Origin of the sequence: Sphingomonas sp., from assembly GCF_019746665.1 — a bacterium.
Taxonomy (GTDB): Bacteria; Pseudomonadota; Alphaproteobacteria; order Sphingomonadales; family Sphingomonadaceae; genus Sphingomonas.
On sequence record NZ_JAIERS010000030.1, the window covers coordinates 1 to 20104 of the forward strand.

Below are 20104 nucleotides of genomic sequence, written 5' to 3' on the forward strand. Positions count from 1 at the left end.
CGCCCAGGCGACCACCGAGCCCGCGCCCGATCCGCGCCCCGGCCCCACCGGAATATCCTGTTCCTTCGCCCATTGGATGAAATCGGCGACGATCAGGAAATAGCCGGGGAAGCCCATGTCGATGATGACGCCCAGCTCGTAATCGAGCCGCTCGCGATACGGCCGGGTCCAATCATCCCCCGCCAAGCCCTCTCCCCCTTGGGGGAGAGGGTCGGGTGAGGGGGTGGCCGACCAAGGCTTGCCCTCGATCGCGGCGATCTTCGCCAGCCGCTTGTCGAGCCCCGCCCGGGCGCGCTCGCGCAGCAATGCGGCCTCGCCCTCGCGGTCGCCGGCGAGGCTCGGCAGGATCGGCTTGCGCTTGGGCGCGGCGACCGCGCAGCGCTGCGCGACGACCAGCGTGTTGGCGATCGCCTCGGGCAGATCCTCGAACAGCGCCGCCATCGCCTCGGCGGGCTTCATCCACGCGTCTGGGGAACTCCGCGGGCGGTCCTCGCTTTCGATATAGGTAGAATTGGCGATGCACAGCATCGCGTCATGCGCCGCGCCGAAATCGGCTTCGGCAAAACAGCACGGGTTGGTCGCGACGATCGGCAGCCCGCGTGCATAAGCCAGATCGAGCAGCGCTTCTTCCGCACGCGCCTCGACCGCGTCACCACGTCGGGCCAGCTCGATATAGAGCCGATCGGGGAACAGCGCTTCGAGCCGCGCGAGATACGCCTCGGCCCTCCCCTCCTGATCCTCGGCGATCAACCGCGCGACGGCGCCCTCACCGCCGGCAGTGAGCGCGATCAAGCCCTTACTATGCCCCTCCAGGGCGGCGAGCGGGACATGCGGCGCCTGCTCGAGCGGTCGCGCGAGATGCGCTTGCGACACCAGATGGCACAGATTGAGATAGCCGGCCTCGTCCTGCGCATAGAGCGCGATCCAATCGAGCGCGGGCGTGCCCTCGGGCATATCGGGCCGGGCGACGCCGAGCATGGTGCCGATGATCGGCTGCACCCCCGCGCCGCGCGCGGCCTCCGAAAAGGCCATCGCGCCATAAAGCCCGTTGCGGTCGCTGATCGCCGCCGCCGGAAAGCGCAGCGCCTGGGCGCGCTTGGCGATCGCCTTTGGTTCGATCGCCCCATCGAGCATCGTGAAGCTGGAGAAGATACGAAGCGGGACGAAACCGGAATGCGCCATCGCCGGCACTATGCGCATCACGCGGCGATTCCGCTAGCGGCGCCCCGCTCCGCGCTGTGGATAACCGGCCACGCCAAAAGAAAAGGCCACGCCAACCTGTCGGGTGGCGCGGCCTTCCACGTGTGTGAAACCGATCAGAAGTGGAAGCGGACCGTGCCGCGATAGCTTTGGTTCTGCACGTCATCGCGAAGGAAAGTGGTGTCGGCGGCGATGCCAATGTCCACCTTGCCGGTCGTGTAAGTCAGCCCGCCGCTCACCTCGCCCCAGTTGCGATCGATCCGCGTGCCCAGGAAGTTGGCCCCCGGACCGCCGACGCTGTTGAAGCTGGTGGCAACGCCGCCGCCAACCAGGTTCGCACCAAACACCGGCGACCGTGCGTCGTTGAACTCATGGACATAATAAGCCGTGACATAAGGCCGGAACTTGGCCGCCTTCGCCGTCTGCACGATCAGGCCGGCGCGACCCTGGATCGACAGCAGCTCGGGGCGATAATAGGTCAGCGCGCCCGGTCCGCCAGTTTCGCTCACCGTGCCGAAGTTGATGTAGTTGGTGCGGCTGGAAAGGCGCGGTGCGATGCGCAGCAGCCCCAGGTTGAACTCCTTCTGCGCGCCCACCTCGGCGGTCACCACGCCACGGCTCTGCTCGGTGCGCAGCGTCTGCGGCGTGCCGAGGAAGGCCAGCGTGCGCTGGGTATCGAGCGAGAAGGCGCCGACACCCACCTGGCCATCGAGCGACCAGCCCTTGCCGAGATCGGCCTTGGCATAGGCGGTAACCTCATAGGTGCCGAACCGCCCGGTCTGCGTTCCGCCGTTGCCGGTGCGGCCATTGACCTCGGCGTAGCTGACGGAAAGGCCGACGAAGCTTTCGCCGTCGAGCTGCTTTTCGATGCCGCCCGCGATGAACCAACCGTCCAGCCGGTCGCGCGCGCCGGCCACCGCGGTGCCACGCAGCGGGGCGCTGCTGCCATCGATGTAGCCGCCCGCGAGATAGGCGTTCATGTCGCTCGGCAGGGCATTGCGACGCACCGTGGTGGGCGTCGCGTCGCTCGTCGCTTGAGCGAGGCCGACCCCGGCGCCCAGCAAGCCCGTCGCGCCGAGCTGCGCGAATTGCAGCGGCTGGCCGATCATCGCCACGCTGCCACCCTCGACCGAAGCACTGTCGCGCGTCGCGAGCCGGTCACGGTGGAAGCGCGATAGCGTGTCGAGCGCGGCGATGCCGAGGTTGGGTGCCTGTGCCTCGCCACGCGGGGCGAACGCTTCGAGCTGGCCGGCGATGGTCGCCGCGTTCTGAACGTCGAGCGGCACATAGATGCTCTGATCGACATTCGCGTTGCCACGATTGGCGTCAAGCAAGCCCGCATAAGCGCGCTGCACGGCACTGCCGCCGGCGAGGAGCGCGGCATAGCTTCCCGCCTGGACACTCACCTGCACGGTGTTGGCGGTATAGATCAGTCGCGGCGACAGGATCGCGCTGAACGCGCCCGACGTACCCGCGAAGGTGCCCTGTACCCCGCCTTGGGCGTTGACGAAGGTATAGACATTGCCGGCGCGCAGCCCGCTCAGATCGGGGCGGAACTGCACCACGCCGCCGACCGAGGCGATGCCATCGGTCGCGGTCGGCGTCGTACGGTTCACCTGGATCAGGTCCGAGACGCCGTTGGCGCCCAGGTCGATCAGGGTGTTGGTGCCCGAGGCCAGGATCAGGTTGCCGACAAAGGTCAGCGTCCCGATCGAGCCGGCATTGCCGGTCGCGCCCGGCGAGAGAACGCCTGCGACGCTGGTGGTGAACGGCGCGATGATCGTGCCGGTACCGTTGATCCCCCCGGCCGCGAAGAAGAAGTCGTTCACGCTGCGCAGCGTGCCGTTCACGCCGAGCGTACCGATCTGCAGCGTGACGTCATTCAGCACGTCAAGCCGCGCGCCCTGCGCGATGGTGAGCCCGGCCTGCACGCCATTGATACGCAGCCGATCGATCGTCACCGCGCTGTTGAGCGTCGTGGTGCCGGCGTTGCTCAGCGTAACGTCGAAATAGCGCGGCAAGACGCCTTGCAGGCGATTCCCAGCGGTGTTGTTGGGCACGAAGTTGGTTGCGCCCGGCAGGCCGTTGGCGATGGTCGGCGCGGGGATCGGGAGCGCGGGCGCGGCGGGCGCGAGTTCCGCCTGGCCCGGATCGAGCACATCGCTGCCCGGCTGGTTGGCGGCGCCCGGGCCGCCGATCACCGCGCTGCCCAGGCCATTGGACGGAGCGTCAAGCGGCTGCTCGCCGGCGGTGCCAATGCCATTAGGGGTGTTGACGAGGCCGCCGGTACGGACGTCGCGGCAGACATTGTTACCGATCGCGCCGGTTACGCCACCCTGGACGCAGATTTGGCCGAACTTGCCGGCGGTGCCGGTGCTCTGTTCGCCGGTCAGGTTCGGGACGCCGTTGATCGGCTGACCGTCAGGCCCAAGGATAAAATAATTCGGGTCCTGCAGTGACACCCAGCGCGTCGGGTCTTCCCAGTTGCCATTGCCGGCGGCCGCGCCGACATAGCGATAGGGATTGTTGGCGGCGATCCAGTCCCAATAGAGGTAGAGCGGCTGGTAGAAGCTATTCGAGCCATAGCCGTTCTGCGGCTGGGCGGTGAAGAAGCGGTTGAAACCGCCCGAAAGCACGCCGATCACCAGCTGGCGGGCGAAGGTCCGGTCGAGGATCAGCGGGCCACCCGAGTCGCCACCGGCAGTGGTACCTTCGTTCGGCAGAGCATTGTCGCGGAACGAGTTGAAGTCGAACGGGCTGGCATTGGCGGTGCCGCGGGCGGGATCGTCAAAGTCGATCCAGTAGAGATTCTGCGGCAGATTGGCGTTCGAGCCTGGGCCGAACACGGCGCTGCCGAAATCGGCGAGCGAGGCGAGACCGCCCAACCAGTTTTCGGCCAGACGCCGGCGGTAATCGATCGGCAGCGTGCCACTGACACCAGTGCCGTTGCCGCCATAGCCGGCCAGCGCGACGCGATAGCCCGTGCCGGTATTGGCATTGATCTGGCCCGGCGCCGGAAGCGGCGAGAAGAGCAGGGACCAGGTCGGGATGTTGCGCGCCGGCGTATCGAGCGAGGCGATCGCGACGTCGCCATAGAGGAAGCCATTCGCCGCCGGCTCAAGCGACAACGGGTTATAGGCGACACCGTTCACCGTGTAAAAGTTATCGGTGAGACTAGTGGTGAAAGCAGGACGATTGGCAGACCCGAAAATCCAGTTGATCAGCGGGCTGGTGCCGGCCGGCTGGCCCGGCTGAGTGGTGTTGTTCGAGTTGTTGAAGCCAAAGCCGATCGCAACGCCGCCCGAGCCGGAGCCATAGGCGGTCGCCGCGCGGGTGTTGACGCAGTGCGCGGCGAACAGCACCGTGCGCGGGTTGATCAGCGAGCCGGTGCACAGCCCCAGCCCGACGCCGCCATTGGCGTTCGGCGTCGCGATGATCATCTGCGCGATGCCGGTGATGTTGTTGGGATCGCGCGCGGTGGTCGGCGTGTTGGGCAGCGCGATCAGAATGTTCGGATCGGGCGCGATGTTCGCGTCCAAACGATAAACGCTGAGATCCTGGCGATGCGCGGCAAGCTCGGCGGCCTCGATCGCCAGTTGCCGATTGCGCGCTTCTTCGAGCGAGCGCTGGTCGGCATCCGTCGCGGCACCCAGACCACTACCGGCGACGCTCAGTGCCTGCGCGTTCGCCGCACCCGTACCTAACATCAAACCCAGCAGCGCCGCACTCGTCATCAGCGCCGGGCGCAGCCGGCCTTCCCGCTTGGTCATCAATCTTCCCTCACCGATTTTCGGCCGCATTCACGACCGGTTATATCATGTTACGAAACGCTAATGACTGTAACGGGCGCATCAGATAGGGCAAGAGGGGAATATTATTTCGTGCGGAGCGTGACTTCCGTGCATCAGATGCCGTCGGCCACCCCCGCCAAATTCGCCGCCGCAAGCCGCGCGAGCAAATCCGCAACGCACGCCTCGGCGACCGCCGGATCGGTCGCGCGCACCACGAAATTGGCGCCCACCCGCCCTTCGCGAAAGAACGGATAGCTGCCGATCGCGACGCCCCGATGCGCGCGCTCGGTCTCGCGCAGCAGATCGGCGACCTCGCTTTCCGCCACCCAGCAGCCGATCGTCCGGGAGATAACCGGCCGCCCGCCTTCGAGCGTGCCCGTCAGCGCGTCGAGCATTCCCGCGGTGATGTGCGGCACACCCGCCATGATGAAGATATTGCCGATGCGGATGCCCGGCGCGCCCGATAGCTTGTTGGCGATCAACTCGGCGCCCTCAGGCACGCGCGCCATCCGCTTGCGCGCCTCGGTCAGCCCGCCGCGACTGGCGTAATAACGCTCGAGTACCGCGAGCGCCTGGGGGTGATGCGTGACCCCCACCCCCAAGGCGGCGGCGATCGCGTCCACCGTAATGTCGTCATGCGTCGGGCCGATGCCGCCGGTGGTGAACAGATAGTCGTTGCGCGCGCGCAAGGCGTTCACCGCCTCGACGATCGCCTCGGTCCGATCGCCGACCACGCGCACCTCGGCAAGGCGGATGCCCTGCACGTTCAGCCAGGTCGCGATCTGCGCGACATTCTTGTCCTGGGTGCGGCCGGAAAGGATTTCGTCGCCGATCACCACAAGCGCGGCGGTCCAGATACGCTCGGTCATGGCGCGGGCATAGCCCAGGCCGCGCCCCCTCGCAAAGCCGCGCGCGTGGCGCTATATCACGGTGATGACCGAATATATCACCGAAGACGCCCCGCTCGCCCGCACCGGCGCGATTCGCTTGCATGGGGAAGAGGGTTTCGCCGGGATGCGCGCGGCAGGCCGGCTCGCCGCTGAAACGCTCGACATGATCGCGCCGCATGTCGTGCCCGGCGTGACGACGGCGGCGCTTGACGACATGATCCGCCGCTTCATCGCCGATCACGGCGGGGTACCGGCGACCTTGGGTTATCGCGGCTATACCCATAGCTGCTGCATTTCGATCAACCACGTCGTCTGCCACGGCATCCCGGGCGACAAGCCACTGAAATCGGGCGATATCGTTAATATCGACGTCACCCCGATCCTTGATGGCTGGCATGGCGACTCGAGCCGGATGTACCTGGTCGGCGACGTGCCGTTAAAGGCGCGTCGGCTGGTCGAGTTGACCTATGAATGCCTGATGCTCGGCATCGAGCAGGCGCGGCCGGGCAACCATCTTGGCGACATCGCTCACGCCATCCAGAGCCATGCCGAGCGCCATCGTTACGGCGTGGTGCGCGATTTCTGCGGGCATGGCCTGGGCCGATTGTTCCATGACGCGCCGGAGGTAGTGCATGTCGGCCGCCCCGGCACCGGGCCTGAACTCCGCCCCGGCATGTTCTTCACCATCGAACCGATGATCAATATCGGCCGCCCCGATGTGAAGCTGCTCGACGATGGCTGGACGGCGGTAACGCGCGACCGCTCGCTGTCCGCGCAGTTCGAACATTCGATCGGCATCACCGAGGCAGGCTGCGAAATTTTCACTGTCAGCCCGGCGGGATTGCACAAGCCACCATATTGAATTGGTGGCCGCCGCCCCGGCCATTAGGGTGCGGACAAGCCGATCATCGCGCCAAGTCGGGCGGAAGGCGTCTTGCCGACCCTCTCTCGCGCCTCACAATAATGCGAGGGGTCGCAGCCGAAATGCCGACGAAAGGCGCGCGAAAAGCTCGAATAGCTGGCATAGCCCGCGAACTCGGCGACCTGCGCCACCAGAAAGCGTCGCGTCAGCAACAGTTCCGCGGCGCGCTCGAGCCGGATTTCTCTCAGCACAACGCCGGGTGGCTGGCCGAAAGCGTTCGTGAAGCGCCGGACGAACGACGAGCGGCTGAGGCACGCCGTGTTCGACAGGCTTTTAAGCGAGTGCGGATCGCCGGGCCGCGCGATCATCGCCGTGAATGCACGCGAGACCTGTGGATCGCCGAGCAGCGCCAGCCGCTGGCTCCATCCGGGGCTCGCGACCAGCGTCCGGCGGAATAATTTGACCAACACTTGCTTGAGCAGCGCGGACGCCATCGTGCGCATGCCCATGCGATGCTCCGCGAGTTCGATGCTGACGAGGCCCAATAGACTGGCGGGGCAATCGCTGGCGTCGAAACGTTCGATGATCGGCGCGTCGAGCGATGCGAACAGATCCTCCGACGCGGGGTGCCGCGCCCGGAAATGGCCGCAGATGATCACCAGGTCGCCGCGTCCGTCGCCGGCGACGGTCGAATAGAATTGGCCACGCGGATTGCAGGGGAGGACGGTGGGCTCGTGGAGCCGAAGCGGCCTGCCGTCTCCCGTGGGCATTTCCATGCGATAGTGGATGCCGGGTGGGGTCAGGATCAGCGTGCGCGGAGTCAACGCGATGCGCGGGCCGCCTTTGATGGCGAGCACGCCCTCTCCCTCCAGCACATAATGCAACCCCGGCAGCGGGGCCGGACCCAGCCCGAGTGACCAGCCACGCTCAATCCGACATTCGGTGAATGCGACAGCCTCGACATTGAGCATGCCGAGAATATCGTCGATCTCCTCGTCCCGGTCCGCCGGACGAATTGTCATGTACTTATGTCCCCGTGCCATGCGTCACGTGGCGCGCGCATGATAACGGTTGGTGCCGGGCGTACGACGGCGGCGCTATAACTTGCAAACCAATTTATCGAAAGACGGACCTGTTTTTGCCGCAGTGGGGCGTGCGCGCGATCGGGGCGCGAACATGAGCAACGGGCAGCTCGATCGACATGCCAGCATCGGCTAACGCGCCGAGTCGGCACGCAGCAGCCGTGCCAACAGCGCGATGGCGCGGTCGATATCGGCGTCGGTCGTGCGCCAGGAACATACGCTGAGCCTTGCGGCCGGCGCACCCTGCCAGATGGTCGGGCCAAACCAGATATCGCCCGAGGCCGCCGCTGCCTGGCGCACCCGCTCGGTTTGTTCGCTAGAATTGGCGCGGATCAGCACTTGGTTGAGCACGACGTCGTTCAACACTTCGAACCCCGCCGCGGCCAGCCCCTCGCCGAGGCGTCGCGCCTGCGTGCGGTGGCGATCGACCAGCGCCGCGACGCCGTCGCGCCCCAGCGAGCGCAGCGCCGCCCAGATCGCCACGCCGCGCGCGCGACGCGAGAATTCCAGCGTCAGATTCTTCTGCGCGTCGGGCTCGGAAGTCGCATAGGCGGCGTCGCTGTTCATCGCCGCCGCCAGCGCGCCAGAATCGCGGCAGATGCTCATCGCGCCGTCATAAGGCGTGTTCAGCCACTTATGCCCGTCGGTCGTCCAGCTATCGGCGAGGTCGATCCCCTCGGTCAGCGGGCGCGAGGCGGCGGCGGCGCGCGCCCAAAGCCCGAAGGCGCCATCGACATGCACCCACGCGCCCGCCTCCCGCGCGCGGGGCAGGATCACGGCGAAGGGATCGAACGATCCAGTGTTCACCTCGCCCGCCTGCAGGCAGAGGATCGTGCGATCATCGAGCGGCGGTAACCGCGCCGGATCGACCCGGCCCTGCCCGTCGACCGGCGCCAGGACCACCCGTTCAAGCCCGAAGCCCAGCAGCCGCAGCGCCTTCTTCAAGGTGATGTGCGCCGTCTCGCTGATCACCACCCGCAGCGGCGGCGCCCCGTCCAAGCCGTCTGCGTCGAAATTCCACCCCAGCCGGCCAAGCAGGGTTCGGCGCGCGGCGGTGAGGCAGCCGATCGTGCACGCGCTGGCCGAGGTGCCGAACCCCACCGCGCTTTCACGCGGCAGATCGAGGATTTCGGTGATCCAGCGCGCGGCGATCCGCTCGACCGCGGCCGCGCTCGGCGCGCCGACCGCCGAAGCGGCGCTCTGATCCCAGGCGAGCACCAGTCGCTCGGCGGCGGCGGCGACCGGTAGGCTCGCGCCTTTCACGAAGCCGAAATAGCGCGGCCCGTTCGAGGCGACCGTCGCCGGCGAACCCAGCCCATCGAGCATCGCCAGCGTCTCCTCCGGCGCGGCGCCCTGCGTCGGCAAAGGCTCGTCGAAACCATTGAGCGCGGCGATCGCGTCGGGATCGGGATAAGCGCGGCGGGCGCTGCTTGTCGCGACATAATCGCGGGCACGGGCATCGGCATCGGCGAGCAGATCAAGTTCGGTCATGGCGTGTCTCCCGCCCGACTTGTCGCCGCGCGGCGAGCGCAAGGCGAGCGATATCCGATTGCCGAGGTTGTGACTCCTCGTCACAATGCGCGCATGACGATCCCCTCGCTGCAAAGCCTGCGCGCGTTGGAGGCGGCGGTGCGGCTTGAAAGCTATAGCGCCGCCGCGCGCGAGCTGGGGCTGACCCATAGCGCGATCAGTCACCGCATCCGCGAGTTGGAAGCGCGGCTCGCCACGCGGCTGTTCGAGCGCCAGGGGCAACGGATGATCCCCAGCACCCGCGCCCGCGCGCTGGCCGACCCCGTCGGGCGGGCGCTCGCGCTGCTGGCGGAGACCTTCCCGCCCGAGCAGCGAGCGCGCCAGCCGCTGCGGGTGAGCGTGCTCCCCTCCTTCGCGCATCGCTGGCTGGTGCCGCGCCTTGCCGCGTTCCGCGCGGCGCATCCCAGGATCGACCTGCAGCTCGACGCGCGGCTGGAACTCTCGGTGCCCGGGCAGCGCGGGATCGACGCCGGGTTACGCTATGGCGCGGGCGACTGGCCCGGGCTCGTCGCGACGTCACTCGCGACCGAGCGGCTGTTCCCGGTGTGGGCGCCAGCCTATGCGGCGCGGCTCGGCCTCGCCACCCCGGCGGATCTCGCCCGCGCAACGCTCCTCCGCCATGTCCGCCATCATTGGCAGCCCTGGTTCGCCGCCGCCGGCCTCGCGATTGAGGAGCCACGCGACGGCCCGCTCTATGAGGATGCGGGGCTGCTGCTGGAGGCAGCGGCAGCGGGCGAAGGCGTCGCGCTCGCGCGCGGACTGCTCGTCGCCCGCGATCTGGCGAGCGGCCGGCTGGTCGCGCCCTTCCCGATCTCGGTCGGCGATCAGAGCGCTTATTATCTCGTCCGTCCCGCCACCCCGCGCCGGGCCAACGCCGCCGCTGATACGCTCGCCCGCTGGATCAAGGCGACACTGGCGGCAGAAGCGCGCGCCGGGGCGCCGCAAACGCTGCCCAAAGATTAGGCAACAGGCGCGACACTGCACGGTCGAGCGGCAGGCCAGGTGCCGGCTGCCGTGACGCGATCACGCGGTCACGCGGCCCTTTCCGTATGGCACGAAGCTTGTAAGATGGACGGCGCGAACGGGCATAAGCCGGGCGGGGACGAGTCTCGTGAAAAAAGTCGAAGCGATCATCAAGCCCTTCAAACTCGATGAGGTGAAGGAGGCGCTGCACGAAGTGGGCGTCTCGGGCATCACCGTCACCGAAGCCAAGGGGTTCGGCCGGCAAAAGGGCCATACCGAGCTGTATCGCGGCGCCGAATATGTCGTGGACTTCCTGCCCAAGGTGAAGCTCGAGGTCGTGATCGACGACGCGCTCGCCGAGCGTGTGGTGGAGGCGATCGCCCAGGCGGCGCATACCGGTCGCATCGGCGACGGCAAGATTTTCGTGATGCCCGTGGAAAGCGCGCTGCGCATCCGCACCGGCGAGCGCGACGAAAACGCGATCTAACCCAACCCTTTTTCCTGTCTCACCCCAAATGAAAGGCACCATCATGGCGAATACGCCGGCCGATATTCTGAAGATGATCGAGTCCGAGGAGATCGAATGGGTCGATCTGCGCTTCACCGATCCCAAGGGGAAGTGGCAGCATCTGACGATGGTCTCGTCGGTGGTCGGCGAGGACGAGCTGACCGATGGATTTATGTTCGACGGCTCCTCGATCGCCGGCTGGAAGGCGATCAACGAAAGCGACATGATTCTGAAGCCCGATTTGGACGCGGTCTATGTCGATCCGTTCAGCGCGACGCCGATGCTGATCGTGGTCTGCGACATCGTCGAACCCTCGACCGGCGAACTCTACGCGCGCGACCCCCGCTCGACCGCGAAGCGCGCCGAAACCTATCTGAAGGGCACCGGCATCGGCGACACCGTCTATGTCGGCCCCGAAGCCGAATTCTTCATGTTCGATGATGTGAAGTTCGAGAACAGCTATTCGACGAGCTATTACAAGCTCGACGACATCGAACTGCCGACCAACACCGGCCGCGATTATGAAGGCGGCAACCTTGCCCACCGGCCGCGCGCCAAGGGCGGCTATTTCCCGGTCGCCCCGGTCGACTCGGCGGTCGACATTCGCGGCGAGATGGTCTCGACCATGCTCGAAATGGGCCTGCCGTGCGACAAGCATCACCATGAGGTGGCCGCCGCCCAGCATGAACTCGGCCTCACTTTCGGCACGCTGGTGCAGACGGCCGACCGGATGCAGGTGTACAAGTACGTCGTTCACCAAGTCGCGCATGCCTATGGCAAGACCGCGACCTTCATGCCCAAGCCGATCAAGGAAGATAACGGATCGGGTATGCACACCCATATGTCGATCTGGAAGGAAGGCACCCCGCTATTCGCCGGCAATGGCTATGCCGGCCTCAGCGAAACCTGCCTTTACTTCATCGGCGGGGTGATCAAGCACGCCAAGGCGCTGAACGCCTTCACCAACCCAAGCACCAACAGCTATAAGCGGCTGGTGCCAGGCTATGAAGCGCCGGTGCTGCTCGCTTATTCCAGCCGCAACCGTTCGGCCTCGTGCCGCATCCCCTATGGCGCGGGCGCCAAGGCCAAGCGTGTCGAGTTCCGTTTCCCCGACGCGCTCGCCAACCCTTATCTCTGCTATGCCGCGATCCTGATGGCGGGGCTGGACGGGATTCAGAACCGCATCCATCCCGGCGAGCCGATGGACAAGAACCTCTATGATCTGCCGCCCGCCGAGCTGGCGAACGTGCCGACCGTGTGCGGTTCGCTCCGCGAGGCGCTCGACAGTCTGGAGGCCGATATGGACTTCCTGCTCAAGGGCGACGTGTTCAGCAAGGACCAGATCGAAGCCTATATCGAGCTGAAGCGCGAGGACGTCGCCCGTTGGGAGATGACGCCGAGCCCGGTCGAGTTCGACATGTATTACAGCGCCTGACACGGGTCTGATCGAAGAAATGCGCGGCGCGGGAAGCTATTCCCGCGCCGTTTGCTTTGGCCCCGTATATTTACGGCTGGCCATTTCTAGCTTCCTGTTTTTCTTTGTTCTTTTCCGATCAAGCCCGGCTCGGCCCATTTTGCGTTAACCACTGAAAAAGGCCCCGCGTGGCTAGTCCCCCGCATGGCACTTCAGGGCGGCATGTTGATCGGGCAAGCAGCGGGCGCGGTGGCGGCGTTGCTTGTCGCGACCTTCGCGCCGCCAGCGCGCGGCACGCTGTTGATCGTGCCGCTCGGCGCGACCCCGGCGCATCGCCTGCTCGCGGTGCCGGGCGTCACGCTGCGCGGTCGCGGTCCCTGGCCTGGCAGCCTGGTGATCGAGGGAGACGGTGCGCTGTTCTGGCCGGCGCTGGGGGATGGCTTGCTGGTGGTGCGTGGCAGCGCCGCCAGCTGTGGCGGGAAGGAGACGACGGGGTGGCGGGTAGGCAACTAACTCTTGGCGCGATGCGGACGACCGGCACCCGCGCCCTTGTGGCGCTGATGGCGCTCGGCGCCGGGGCGACGCTGATCGCAGGCGTGATCATCGGCAGCCCCACAACGCTCGGCGCGACGATGCTCGCGGTCGCCGCGCTGGTCGTTCCGGGGTGGAACCTCCTGCGCGGGAACGCCGATGCCCAGGCACGGATCGCGCTTGGCATCGCGGTGCCGCTCACCGCAGCGGCGTTGCTGCTCGTGCTCACCGGGCACCCCTGGCAAACCGACATGCACATGGTGTTCTTCGCGCTGATCGCGACGCTGGTGATCCTGTGCGATTGGCGCGCGATCGTCGCGGCGACTTTGGTAACGGCTGTCCATCACCTGCTGCTCGATTTCGTGGCGCCTGCCTATGTGTTCGGCGGCAGCGCCAGTCTGGCGCGCGTCATTCTGCATGCGGTGATCGTGCTGATCGAAGCCGGGGCGCTCGCATGGACCGCCAATGCGCTGCTCACTTTACTCACCGCTTCGGAACAGGTGCTCGCCGATGTCGCGGCGGCGCATGGCGCGATGGAAGCCGAGGCAAGCGCGCGCACCGGGGTGATTACCGCCGTGCGCGATGGCCTGCGCGAACTGGCGGCTGGCAACCTCACCGTCCGCATCACCGCGCCGTTCGACCCCGCTTTCGAGCCGCTGCGCGCCGACTTCAACGCGACCGCCGACCAGTTGCAAACGACGATGCAGGCGCTGATCGAGGCGATCGGTTCGATCGAGACGAGCATCGCCGAAATTGGCGGCGCCGCCGACGATCTGTCGCGCCGCACCGAACGCCAGGCCGCGACACTCGAAGAGACGGCGGCGGCCGCGACCGAATCGAACCAGGCTGTGCAGGCGGTCGTCGCGCGCACCGGCGAGTCCGATCGGCTGTTCAGCGCGGTTATGACCGAGGCCGAGGCGAGCGACGCGGTCGTCTCCAATGCCAAGGCGGCGATGCGCGAGATCGCCAAATCGTCGCAATCGATCACCGCGATCGTCGGCCTGATCGACGGCATCGCGTTCCAGACCACGCTGCTCGCGCTAAACGCCGGGGTCGAGGCGGCGCGCTCGGGCGAGGCGGGGCGCGGCTTCGCGGTGGTCGCGACCGAGGTCCGTAGCCTGGCTGAAAAAGCAGCATCAGCGGCCGACGAGATTAAGCAGCTGATCGCGACCAGTGCCGGCCAGATCGACAATGGCGTCAAGCTGGTCGAACAGGCCGGCACCACCGTGCGCCAGATCGTCGAGCGGTTCGGCTCGGTGCGCCAGCTAATCAGCGAGATCGCGCGCTCGAGCGAGGCGCAAGCGCAGGCGGTCGCGACGGTCAGCGGTGCGATCCGCGAAATCGACAAGGTTACCCAATCGAATGCCGCGATGGTCGAGCAATCGAGCGCCGCGACCCGCAGCCTGGCGGGCGATGTCGCCAAGCTGACCGACCTCACCCGCCAGTTCCGCTTTGAAGCGCAAGGAAGCGCGCCGCCGTCGATGCGTCGCGCCGCCTGAACCCGGCCCCCCTGGCGCCCGGGCAGCTGCCCGCCCGGGCGCCGTTTTTTCAGTTGCTTTGCGGTTCGTTCTGGCGCCTGTTGAGGCGGCATGGACCGGCGCCAGCTTCTCGGCGGGATTGCCGCCCTTCCCCTGATCGGTGCCGGCACCGCTTATGCCGATGATGCTTATGCCGACGACATGGCGATTCTGCGCGCCGCGCTGGCGCTGCATCCCGGGCTCTACCGCTATGCGACGCCCAGCCAGGTCGAGAGCGGACTGAACCGGCTCGCCGCGCTCTGGCCGGGTGCGGGGCTGGAGACGCGCTACCTCGCCTTATCGCGCTTCCTAGCCGCGCTGCGCTGTGGGCACAGCTATTGCAATTTCTTCAATCAGCGCCGCGCGATCGCGGGCGCGCTGTTCGATCGCCCGACGCGCCTACCCTTCCATTTCCGCTGGATAGACGGCGCGATGATTGTAACGGCGGACCCAAGTGGCACCCTGCCGCCCGGCACAAGCGTCACCAATATCAACGGCACGCCGAGCGCGGCGCTGCTCGCCCGGCTGATGCCCTATGCCCGCGCCGACGGTCATAATGACGGGAAGCGCCGCGCGCTGCTGGAAGTGCAGGGCGAGGACACGATCGAGACTTTCGATGTGTTCCAGGGCCTGCTCGCGCCGCCGCCACCGGGCGGACACCGGATCGAGGCGGTGCTGCCCGACGGTGGCGCCAAGACGCTCGTTTTGCCCGGTATCGACCTCGCCGCGCGCCGGGCGATGATGACGAAGCCCGCCGACGATGCCGAAGGCGCACGCTGGCAATGGGCGATGCGCGGCGATGTCGCGCTGCTCACCATGCCGGGCTGGGCGCTCTATAACAGCAAATGGGATTGGGCCGGCTGGCTGGAAGCGCGGCTTGATTCGCTCGGCGGCGCGCGGGGGCTGGTGATCGATCTGCGCGCCAATGAAGGCGGGCTCGATTGCGGCGACCCGATCCTAGCGCGATTGATCGACCGGCCGCTCGCGCCGCCCGCGATTGAGCAACGGCTGCGCTTCACCCGCACGCCGCCAGCGCTTGACCGCTATCTCGACACTTGGGACGACAGCTTCCGCCAGTTGGGGGTCGGCGGCGCGCCGCTGCCGGGCGGGTTCGTCGCCCGGCCCGGCGGCAATCGCGACATCACGATCCAGCCCGCCGCGAAACGGCTTAAGCTGCCCGTCGCCGCGCTGATCTCGCCCACCAACAGCTCGGCGACCTTCCAGTTCGCGATGATGGCGCGGGCGAGCGGCAAGGTGCGCCTATTCGGGCAAACGACCGGCGGCAACCAGCGCGGCATCAATGGCGGCGCGTTCTTCTTCGTGCGGTTGCCCGAAAGCGGCATCGAGTTCGATCTGCCGCTGGTCGGCTATTTCGCGCCGCCAGGCACCCCTGATGCCGGCCTCGCGCCAGATGTGTTCATCGCGCCCACCGCGCGAGACATCGCGGCCGGGCACGATCCCGCGTTCGACGCGGCGCTCGCCTGGGTCGCCCGCGCCTGACTCAACGCCGTTCCCGGCTTGCCCGCCGGCGCCCCAATTGCCACACAGGCGCGACAGCTTTGGGAGAGAGTCATGCGCGAGTTGCTCCATCACTTCATCGACGGCGCCTGGGTGGCAAGCGACGGCGGCAAGCGGCACGAGGTGATCAACCCCGCGACCGAAGCGCCGTGCACCGTGATCACGCTTGGCACCGCCGCCGATGTCGACCGCGCGGTGACAGCGGCGCGCAAGGCGTTCGAGAGCTTCTCGCGCACCAGCGTCGCCGATCGGCTGGCGCTGCTCCAGCGGATCATCGAAGCGTATAAGGCGCGCATCCCCGATCTTGCCCAGGCGGTGAGCGAGGAAATGGGCGCGCCGATCGGCTTCGCCACCGCCGCCCAGGTTCCAAGCGGCCTCGGCCACTTCATGGCGACCGCCAAAGCGCTGGAAAATTTCGCTTTCGAGCAAACGGTTGGCCGCGCCAAGGTGGTGCATGAGCCGATCGGCGTCGTCGCGATGATCACGCCGTGGAACTGGCCGCTGAACCAGATCACCGCCAAGGTCGCCCCCGCGCTCGCCGCCGGCAACACGATGATCCTGAAGCCGAGCGAGGAAGCGCCCGCCTGCGCCGCGATCCTTGCTGAAATCCTCGACGCAGCCGGCGTGCCGGCGGGCGTGTTCAACGTGGTGAATGGCGACGGTCCGGACGTTGGCGCGGCGCTGTCGGCGCATCCGGGTGTCGACATGGTGAGCTTCACCGGCTCCACCCGCGCCGGGATTGCAGTCGCGCAGGCGGCGGCGACCACCGTCAAGCGGGTGCATCAGGAGCTGGGCGGCAAGGCGCCCAATCTCGTACTCGAAGGCGCGGACCTGGGCGCGGTGCTGCCGCCGACGCTCACTGGCGTACTCGCCAATAGCGGGCAGAGTTGCATCGCCCCCACCCGGTTGCTGGTCCACAAAACCCAGAAGGAGGCCGCCATCGCCGTCGCCAAGGCGATGTTCGAGGGCGCGAGCGTCGGCGATCCGACCGAGATGGGCCAGCATATCGGCCCGGTCGTCAACCGCGCGCAGTTCGACAAGATCCAGGGCCTGATCCAGTCGGCGATCGACGAGGGCGCGACGCTGGTGACGGGCGGAACGGGCCGCCCGGACGGCCGCAATTCGGGCTATTATGTCCGCCCGACCGTCTTCGCCGACGTAACCCCCGAGATGCGCATCTGGCGCGAGGAGGTGTTCGGCCCCGTCGCGACGATCACCGATTATGACGATGCCGAGCAAGGCGTGCGGCTGGCGAACGACACGGTGTTCGGCCTCTCCGCCGCGATCTCTGGCGATCCGGCCAAGGCCGCCGAAGTCGCGCCGCGGCTGCGCGCTGGTCTGGTGACCATCAACGGCTGGAGCCCAGACTCGGCGGCCCCTTTCGGCGGCTATAAGCAATCCGGCAATGGCCGCGAGTTCGGCAAGTTCGGGCTGGCCGAGTTCATGGAAGTGAAGACGATCACCGGGCTGCCGGGGTGATGGCCTAGTTTCGCCCGATTTTCGCCGTCGCCACGATGCACGTCTGGCACGGTCGGCACGGCGAAAAGGAGCGATTGATGCGGCTTGACCTGTTGATACCCGCGCGCGGCGACGATTATGCCGCGATGGCCGCCGAGGAGGCCGAAGACTACGTCGCCGCCTTCGCCGCGAGGGGCATCACGCTCGGTCCGCTGCCCTGGGACGAAGCGCCGGGGATCGGGGACGCCGCGCTCGCGCTGTTCGCCTGGGGTTATCACCTCGCGCCCGAACGCTGGCAGGCGGTGCTCGACCGCTGGCCGGCGGAACGGCCGCTGCTCAACCCGCCCGCGCTGATTGCCTGGAACGTGCGCAAGACCTACCTCGCCGAGCTCGAGCGCGAGGGCGTGCCGATCGTCCCGAGCTGGTTCGGCGCGGCCACGCCGGCGAGCGTCGCTGCCGCGTTCGCGCGGTTCGGCTGCGAGGAGATGGTGGTGAAACCGCAGATCTCCGCGGGCAGCCATCAGACCCAGCGGCTCAAGCCGGGCGAGTCCGTGCCACCGCTTGCCGAGGCGATCCTGCAGCCCTTCCTGCCGGCGGTGGGCGAGGAGGGCGAGCTGTCGCTGCTGTTCATCGGCGGCACCTTCAGCCATGCGGTACGCAAGGTCGCCAAGGCCGGCGATTTCCGCATTCAGCCGCAATTTGGCGGCCAGCTGTCGCGCTTCGACCCGCCCGCCGAGGCGCTGAGCGTCGCCACCCAGGCGCTCGCCGCGCTGCCCGAAGCGCCAGTTTACGCGCGCGTCGATCTGATTCGGCGGCCCGACGGCACCCTCGCGCTGATGGAGCTGGAGGCGACCGAGCCCGATCTCTACCCTGATCTCGGCGACGATGTGCCGGGCAAGCTCGCCGACGCGGTCATCGCTTATATCGGCCAGGTCCAAAGGATTAGCGGCACCCCCGCCAGCACCACCAGCAGCGACAGCGGCGCGCCGAGCCGGGCATAATCGCCGAACCGATAGCCCCCCGGCCCCATCACCAGCGTGTTGCACTGGTGGCCGATCGGGGTGAGGAAATCGCACCCCGCCCCCACCGCCGTCGCCATCAGGAAGGCGTCGGGGCGGTAGCCGAGCTCATGCGCGAAGGTCGCGGCGATCGGGGCCATCACCAGCACGGTGGCGGCATTGTTGAGGAACGGCGTCACCGCCATCGCCGCGACCAGGATCAGCCCGACCGCGCCCCATACCGGCAGCGCGCGGGCGAGCAGGGCGAGCTGATCGGCGATGATGCCCGACGCGCCCGTCGTGCGCAGCGTGTCGCTCACCGGGATCAGCGCGCCGAGCATCACCAGGATCGGCCATTCAACCGCTTGATAAGCCTCGCGAACCGGCAGCGCGCCAAGGATCAGCACCGCGCCCGCTGCGGCGAAAAAGGCCACGGCGACCGGCACCGCCCCGCTCGCGGTCGCGACCATCGCCAGCGCGAGCGCGGCGACCGGGAGCAGCCCGTTGCGGGCGCTCCCCAGCCGCAGCACGCGCTCGGCGAGCGGCAGGCAACCGAGGTCGCGCAGCCGCTCCGGGAGCAGTCCGAGGGGCCCCTGGAGCACCACCACGTCGCCCCCGCGCAACGCGGTGTCGCCCAGCGCCGTCGCCAGCCGCTCTCCGGCACGCGAAATCGCGATCAAATTCACCCCATAGCGCGCCTGCAGCCGCAACCGGCCCGCGCTCTGCCCGATCAGCGGCGAATCGGTGGTGACCACCGCCTCGATCACCCCCACGTCGTCGCCCTTGGCATCTTCGGGCAGCGGCCGGTCCTGCCCGGCGAGCGCGAGCTTGTCGGTCGCGATCACCCGCTCCAACATATCGGGCGCGCCGCCCAGGATCAGCGTGTCGCCCGCGCGCAGCTCGGTCTCGGCCTGGACGGGGGTGCGGACCCCGACGCGGAGCAGGCTCGCGATCGTCACCGCGCGCTCGTGGCGATCGAGGAACGCCCGCACCGTCTCCCCCACCGCCGGCGAGCCCTCGCGCAGCTCGGCCTCGGTCACATAGCCGGTGATGTCGAGCGCGTCGCCCATCGTCGGCGCGGCGCGGCGGTCGGACGGCAGCAGGCGATAGCCGAGCGTGAGGAAAGCCAGCCCCAGCAGCGTCAGCCCCGCGCCGACCGGCAGATAATCGAACATGTGGAAGGGCTCCCCCGTCATCTCCTGCCGCACCCGGCTGACGATGATGTTGGGCGAGGTGCCGACCAGCGTCATCAGCCCGCCGAGCAGCGAGGCGAACGCCATCGGCATCAGGAACACCGAAGGGTTGGTGCCGGACCGCTTGGCGAGCTGGAAGGCGGCCGGCATCAGCATCGCCAGCGCGCCGATATTCTTGACCAGCGCCGAGCCGAAGCCGACCGCGGCGGTGAGCACCAGCAACTGGCTCCGCGTGTGCCGGGCATAGGGCGTGATCCGGGCGAGCGCCGCCTCGATCAGCCCCGATCGCTGCACCGCCGCCGAGATCACCAGCGCCGCGCCGACGATGATCACGATATCGTCGGAAAAGCCGCTGAACGCCGCCTTGGGCGAGACGATGCCGAGCGCGAGCCCCGCGAGCAGCGCGATGATCGCGACCACATCATAGCGGAACCGCCCCGACAGGAAGAGCGCCATCATGCCGGCCAGCAGCGCGATCGATTCGATCTGGGGGAGTGTCACGCAGGCGGAACGCTCGGCGGCGCGGCGGGGTTGCGTGGGGGGTGGTGCGATGGGGGGTGGGAGCGGAACGGCGGGAGGTGGGCCGTCAGCGGAAAGGCGGATTCCGTTACAGTAACGATGAGGAGCTGCCTTTCCGCAAGCGAGCCCC

Annotated in this window: 15 protein-coding genes; 9 read left to right on the forward strand and 6 right to left on the reverse strand. The window is 67.7% G+C overall.

Translation table 11 applies throughout. The features are described from left to right. From K2X73_RS15370 to K2X73_RS15380, 3 genes are all read right to left on the reverse strand, one after another. The coding region (locus tag K2X73_RS15370; protein WP_294112283.1) for a PHP domain-containing protein at positions 1-1182 on the reverse strand (1182 nt) is incomplete at its 3' end. Positions 1183-1316: 134 nt separating this feature from the next. Continuing rightward, entirely contained in the window at positions 1317-4970 is a 3654-nt protein-coding gene (locus tag K2X73_RS15375; protein WP_294112248.1) for an autotransporter domain-containing protein, read from the reverse strand. Positions 4971-5104: 134 nt separating this feature from the next. After that, entirely contained in the window at positions 5105-5860 is a 756-nt protein-coding gene (locus tag K2X73_RS15380; RefSeq protein ID WP_294112250.1) for a molybdopterin-binding protein, read from the reverse strand. Between the two features lie 64 nt (positions 5861-5924). On the opposite strand from K2X73_RS15380, the gene map reads away from it, so the two are divergent. After that, positions 5925-6743, forward strand: coding sequence for a type I methionyl aminopeptidase (gene map, locus K2X73_RS15385; RefSeq protein WP_294112252.1), 819 nt, complete (start codon positions 5925-5927; stop codon positions 6741-6743). Positions 6744-6766: 23 nt separating this feature from the next. On the opposite strand, the gene K2X73_RS15390 is transcribed toward map, so the two are convergent. Together K2X73_RS15390 and K2X73_RS15395 are read right to left on the reverse strand one after the other, a co-directional pair. Next, a complete protein-coding gene (locus tag K2X73_RS15390; protein ID WP_294112254.1) occupies positions 6767-7765 on the reverse strand; it encodes an AraC family transcriptional regulator in 999 nt (332 codons plus the stop codon). Between the two features lie 192 nt (positions 7766-7957). Continuing rightward, positions 7958-9316: a pyridoxal-dependent decarboxylase gene (locus K2X73_RS15395; protein WP_294112256.1), complete on the reverse strand. Its 1359-nt coding sequence runs from the start codon at positions 9314-9316 to the stop codon at positions 7958-7960. A 93-nt stretch (positions 9317-9409) separates the two neighbouring features. Here K2X73_RS15395 and K2X73_RS15400 point away from each other — a divergent pair, with 93 nt between their 5' ends. The 8 genes from K2X73_RS15400 to K2X73_RS15435 all read left to right on the forward strand — a co-directional run bounded on the left by K2X73_RS15400 (position 9410) and on the right by K2X73_RS15435 (position 18265). Then, positions 9410-10318, forward strand: a complete 909-nt coding sequence (locus tag K2X73_RS15400; RefSeq protein ID WP_294112259.1) for a LysR substrate-binding domain-containing protein — start codon at positions 9410-9412, stop codon at positions 10316-10318. A gap of 148 nt (positions 10319-10466) precedes the next feature. Continuing rightward, a complete protein-coding gene (locus K2X73_RS15405; RefSeq protein WP_294112261.1) occupies positions 10467-10805 on the forward strand; it encodes a P-II family nitrogen regulator in 339 nt (112 codons plus the stop codon). 43 nt (positions 10806-10848) lie between these two features. Further along, complete coding sequence (glnA, locus tag K2X73_RS15410; protein WP_294112284.1) at positions 10849-12261, forward strand: type I glutamate--ammonia ligase; 1413 nt, start codon at positions 10849-10851, stop codon at positions 12259-12261. Between the two features lie 183 nt (positions 12262-12444). Continuing rightward, positions 12445-12753 carry a hypothetical protein gene (locus tag K2X73_RS15415; protein WP_294112263.1) on the forward strand — a complete coding sequence of 103 codons (309 nt, stop codon included), beginning with the start codon at positions 12445-12447 and terminating at the stop codon, positions 12751-12753. An 11-nt stretch (positions 12754-12764) separates the two neighbouring features. Further along, positions 12765-14270 (forward strand): methyl-accepting chemotaxis protein, encoded by a 1506-nt coding sequence (locus K2X73_RS15420; RefSeq protein ID WP_294112266.1) that lies wholly within the window; start codon positions 12765-12767, stop codon positions 14268-14270. A 90-nt stretch (positions 14271-14360) separates the two neighbouring features. Continuing rightward, positions 14361-15788: a S41 family peptidase gene (locus K2X73_RS15425; RefSeq protein ID WP_294112268.1), complete on the forward strand. Its 1428-nt coding sequence runs from the start codon at positions 14361-14363 to the stop codon at positions 15786-15788. A gap of 72 nt (positions 15789-15860) precedes the next feature. Then, positions 15861-17285 (forward strand): aldehyde dehydrogenase family protein, encoded by a 1425-nt coding sequence (locus K2X73_RS15430; RefSeq protein ID WP_294112270.1) that lies wholly within the window; start codon positions 15861-15863, stop codon positions 17283-17285. Positions 17286-17362: 77 nt separating this feature from the next. After that, a complete protein-coding gene (locus K2X73_RS15435; protein WP_294112272.1) occupies positions 17363-18265 on the forward strand; it encodes a hypothetical protein in 903 nt (300 codons plus the stop codon). On the opposite strand, the gene K2X73_RS15440 is transcribed toward K2X73_RS15435, so the two are convergent. Beyond that, a complete protein-coding gene (locus K2X73_RS15440) occupies positions 18184-19956 on the reverse strand; it encodes an SLC13 family permease (protein ID WP_294112274.1) in 1773 nt (590 codons plus the stop codon). The two genes, K2X73_RS15435 and K2X73_RS15440, sit on opposite strands and share 82 nt — an antisense overlap. Between the last annotated feature and the right edge of the window lie 148 nt (positions 19957-20104).